The sequence below is a fragment of the Bradyrhizobium sp. genome (assembly GCF_030693485.1).
Lineage (GTDB): Bacteria > Pseudomonadota > Alphaproteobacteria > Rhizobiales > Xanthobacteraceae > Bradyrhizobium.
The window spans coordinates 1-3,568 of the sequence record NZ_JAUYAN010000158.1 but is presented as its reverse complement, the minus strand read 5'-3'; the positions used below and the strand labels follow the sequence as shown (position 1 = coordinate 3,568).

Genomic DNA, 3,568 nt, shown 5'->3' with positions numbered 1-3,568 from the left:
TCCGACACCGATAGCGAGGGTGCCGATAGCGAGGATCTGGAGCCGGACTGGAGCCAGCTCAATACCGATACCGCCACGCTGCTGCTCGGGCCGGCCGCGAAGGCGCGCGCGCCCAAGGCCTCCGATGGCTCCGACACCTCGTGGAAATCCACCAGCAAGGCGAATGGCGCGGCCGACGTCTCGGTCAAGCAATCGCTGTCGCCATTCTGGGATACGAGAATCGGCGCCGACATGACCGTGGTCGGCCAGTCCCAGGCATTGACCAGCGCCGACCTGCTGCGGCAGAAATTTTCACCGGACAGCCCGCCGTCGCAATCCTCCGGCACCGCATGGGCGGCGATCACCGCCCCCGGTATCGGCTCGATCTGGGACAAGACCGCGATCGAGGCCCGGGTCGATCCCGCGCAGGAGCAGGGCAAGCTCGGCACCAGCCTCAGCAAATCGCTGCCGCTCGGCGGGCAGACTTCGCTCACGCTGCAGAACGGCTACAACATCGTTCAGCCCGGCATCGTCCCGCTGCCCGGCATCGCCGCGCAACCCACCCGCACCTATCAGACTGAGCAATCGGCCAGGCTGAGCCTTGCCGATACCGGCACCAGTTTCATCGCCGGCCAGTCGCTTTCCTCCACCGAGGACAAGTGGCTGCGCAGGATCGGCGCCGAGCAGAAACTGTTCGGCGGCGTCACCGTCAACGGCGCGATCGGCGAAACCGCGCTCGGCATCCCGACCGGGCGTCTCAGCGCGAGCTTCAGGCGCAGCTGGTAGCACGGTGGCGCGACGGACCGGCAAATCCCGCGAAAGATCGAGCATTGCCGCATATTGGCCGCGATGCGGTCAAAATCGGCAGCCCTGATGCAACCGTTGAATTTCGTCGTGCGGGGGACAACCGCGCTCGTTACTTACGCAGGGGAAAGCCGATGAACGCCACCATCCGTCCGGAAAAAGTTGAATCAACTGAAGCGGATCCCAATCTCGCCGCGGTCTCCGAAGTCGAGGCCGGCATTCGCGACTTCGTCCGCAACGACGTCGCCTATCTGCGCCGTCCGCCGACGCTGACGCCGGACGCCGCCACGCTGGAGCCCAGCACCGAGGCCACCGTCAACAACGTCAACTCGCTGATCCAGCGCGTCGCCGGAACCTCGCTCACGGAAATCGAGAACCTGATCGGGGAACTCGAAAGCCTGCGCGACCTGCTGCATGCCGAGGGTCAGCGCGTGCAGCGCGAGATTTCCGGCTATGCCCAGCTCAGCCAGGCCGCGATGAAGTCCACCCGCATGATCGCCGACAATGTGACGCAGTGGAAACGCGCCGCCGACGGCCTTCGCAACAGCTGAGCGCCGCCATCCCGCCTTGTGCCGCCGCCTCCCCGTGCCGGGAGCGCGGCGGTTTCATTCTTGTAGTTGTTGATTGAACTTGCCGCGTCCGCGCCGCGACCAAGGGCAGGCGGCATGACACGACGGGGACAAGTCTTCATGAAAACCATCCGACCCGACAATACCGATCCGATTCTGTTGCGGGTCTCGCAACACCGGATGGGCACCCTCATGATCCGGTTTGTCGCGCTGCTGGCTCTGGCGGTGGTGGTGATGGCGCTGGCGTGGCGCTGATCACATCAAATGAGGGATTCGGCGGCCATGGTTAGCGGAAGGTGACTTTTCGGCGTTAGCGGCTGGCGATCGTGGCGCCGTCGAACGAATAGGCGCCGTCGGCATGGCCCTTCACCACCATTCCGGTGGCCAGCATCACCGCAAGCGTGATGGTTGCGAAGATAAAGCCGACAATTTTCAAGCCGCCGCGGTCTGCCATCGTCATCCCCTGAACATTCCGTCCCTGTGTCGATCATGACAGGCACAAGGTTCAGAATGCGTTAGCAAATAAATGGTTCCCGGCGATCGTCACGATGAGCCGATCAGGCCCGCCATCCCTTAACCATGTTGAGTCAGGAATTCGTCTTCCGCCGCGGCACGAAGGCCGTCGCCAGCATCGAATAGACCAGCTCGCCGCGCTGGTTGGTGCCGGTGTTGCGGCCCTGCAGGATGCCCCACTCCGGCCGCTTCTCCGAGGCGCGCAGCGATTCGATCTCGCTGGCGAAGCTGATGGTGTCGCCGGCCCGCACCGGCTTGATCCAGCGCAGTTCGCGAAAGCCCGGCGACGGGCCCCAGACCGCGACCTTCTCGCCGCGCGCGGCCGCCTCCCGCGCCTGGCGCTGGCCATCGGCCACCATCAGCTTCATGCAGACCGAGCCGACATGCCAGCCCGAGGCCGCCAGCCCGCCGAACAGCGACTGGCGGCCTGCCTGCTCGTCGAGATGGAAACGCTGCGGATCGAACTGCGCGGCGAATGTCCTGATCGAATCGGCGGTGAAGGTGAACGACCCCACCTCGCGCCGCTGCCCGATCGCCATGTCCTCGAAGAAACGCATCAACCCTGCCCCGCAGCGGAAGCGGCGCGGCGCCGCACGATGATCGGCGTGACGATCTCGCACAATTGCTGCCCGGCCGCGTTGCGCACCACGCCCCTGAACGTCACGATGCCGGTGTCCGGACGGCTGTTGGAAACCCTGGCCTCCGCGACCTCGATATCGAGCGTGATGTCGTCGCCCGGCCGCAGCGGCGCCTGCCAGCGCAATTCGTTGACCCCGGGCGAGCCCAGCGAGGCGGTGCGGCCGATGAAGCCGTCGAACATCATCCGCATCATGATCGAGCACAGATGCCAGCCCGACGCCGACAGGCCGCCCAGCATCGAGCGCGCGGCGGCCTCCTCGTCGAGATGCATCGGTTGCGGATCGTACTCCGCGGCAAACGCCAGCACTTCCTCGCGGGTGACCCGGCGCGGGCCGAACGTCCCGAATCGGCCGGGGGGAAAATCTTCGAAGCTGAGCGTCATGCGGGGGATTGAATCGGGAATTGGTGCAGGGAAGCCCGATTGTGGCCGCTATTTGCGGCAATCTCAACCCGCCCGCCCGCATGGCTCGTGCCCGGCGGGCGAACACCGCCGTTTTGGTGCACGATCTTGCCCGGAACACCTTTCGGAGCTAGCCCTGTGCAGGCAGGCTTGGACCAAAACTCACACGCGACTCGCCGGGAGAACGACCGATGTTTGAATTTCGGGATCTGTTTCAGTGGGACCGCTTCATCACGCCCACCATCATCAAGACCTTCTACTGGCTGGTGATCGCGCTGATTGCACTGTTCGGCATATCCGGCATCTTTACCGGCCTGACCGCGATGGCGATCAGCCCGTTCGGCGGGTTCATCGTGCTGTTGTCCTCGATCGCCAGCGTCATCGTCGGCGTGATCTTCTCGCGGATCGCCGCGGAATTCATCCTGATCGTGTTCCGCATCAACGAACACCTCGGCGCGATTCGCGACCAGGGCCAGGGGCAAGGGCATTAGTTCTAAGGCGATCGCCACAATCAAAACTGTCATCGCCCGGCTTGACCCTACGAGATTCACACATCGTTGCGGAGGCTCCAGCCGTGAAGCATGGCTTTGAGGGATCGTAAGCCGTGCATCATTACGATGGGTCCTGGTTTGCCATAATAGCCTGTCCACCCACCAAGCCGTGC

General features: G+C 64.3%; 7 protein-coding genes. 4 read left to right on the top strand and 3 right to left on the bottom strand.

Annotated elements, in window-relative coordinates; translation table 11 throughout:
* The 3 genes from Q8N40_RS11740 to Q8N40_RS11730 form a co-directional block, all read left to right on the top strand.
* Positions 1-765, top strand: a 765-nt coding sequence (locus tag Q8N40_RS11740) for a hypothetical protein (protein ID WP_305711934.1), incomplete at its 5' end; no start/stop codon positions are given.
* 152 nt (positions 766-917) lie between these two features.
* On the top strand, positions 918-1,334 hold the full coding sequence (locus tag Q8N40_RS11735; RefSeq protein ID WP_305319305.1) for a hypothetical protein: 417 nt from the start codon (positions 918-920) through the stop codon (positions 1,332-1,334).
* 138 nt (positions 1,335-1,472) lie between these two features.
* Entirely contained in the window at positions 1,473-1,607 is a 135-nt protein-coding gene (locus Q8N40_RS11730; protein WP_305711933.1) for a hypothetical protein, read from the top strand.
* Between the two features lie 55 nt (positions 1,608-1,662).
* Here Q8N40_RS11730 and Q8N40_RS11725 read toward each other — a convergent pair whose 3' ends face one another.
* From Q8N40_RS11725 to Q8N40_RS11715, 3 genes are all read right to left on the bottom strand, one after another.
* Positions 1,663-1,806 carry a hypothetical protein gene (locus Q8N40_RS11725; RefSeq protein ID WP_305319306.1) on the bottom strand — a complete coding sequence of 48 codons (144 nt, stop codon included), beginning with the start codon at positions 1,804-1,806 and terminating at the stop codon, positions 1,663-1,665.
* A gap of 133 nt (positions 1,807-1,939) precedes the next feature.
* On the bottom strand, positions 1,940-2,422 hold the full coding sequence (locus tag Q8N40_RS11720) for a MaoC family dehydratase (RefSeq protein WP_305711932.1): 483 nt from the start codon (positions 2,420-2,422) through the stop codon (positions 1,940-1,942).
* Positions 2,422-2,886 (bottom strand): MaoC family dehydratase, encoded by a 465-nt coding sequence (locus tag Q8N40_RS11715; protein WP_305711931.1) that lies wholly within the window; start codon positions 2,884-2,886, stop codon positions 2,422-2,424. Before Q8N40_RS11715 ends, Q8N40_RS11720 begins: the two co-directional genes overlap by 1 nt.
* A 209-nt stretch (positions 2,887-3,095) precedes the next feature.
* Between Q8N40_RS11715 and Q8N40_RS11710 the strand changes: the two genes are divergently transcribed.
* Positions 3,096-3,395, top strand: a complete 300-nt coding sequence (locus Q8N40_RS11710; protein ID WP_305711930.1) for a DUF4282 domain-containing protein — start codon at positions 3,096-3,098, stop codon at positions 3,393-3,395.
* The last annotated feature ends 173 nt before the right edge of the window (positions 3,396-3,568 follow it).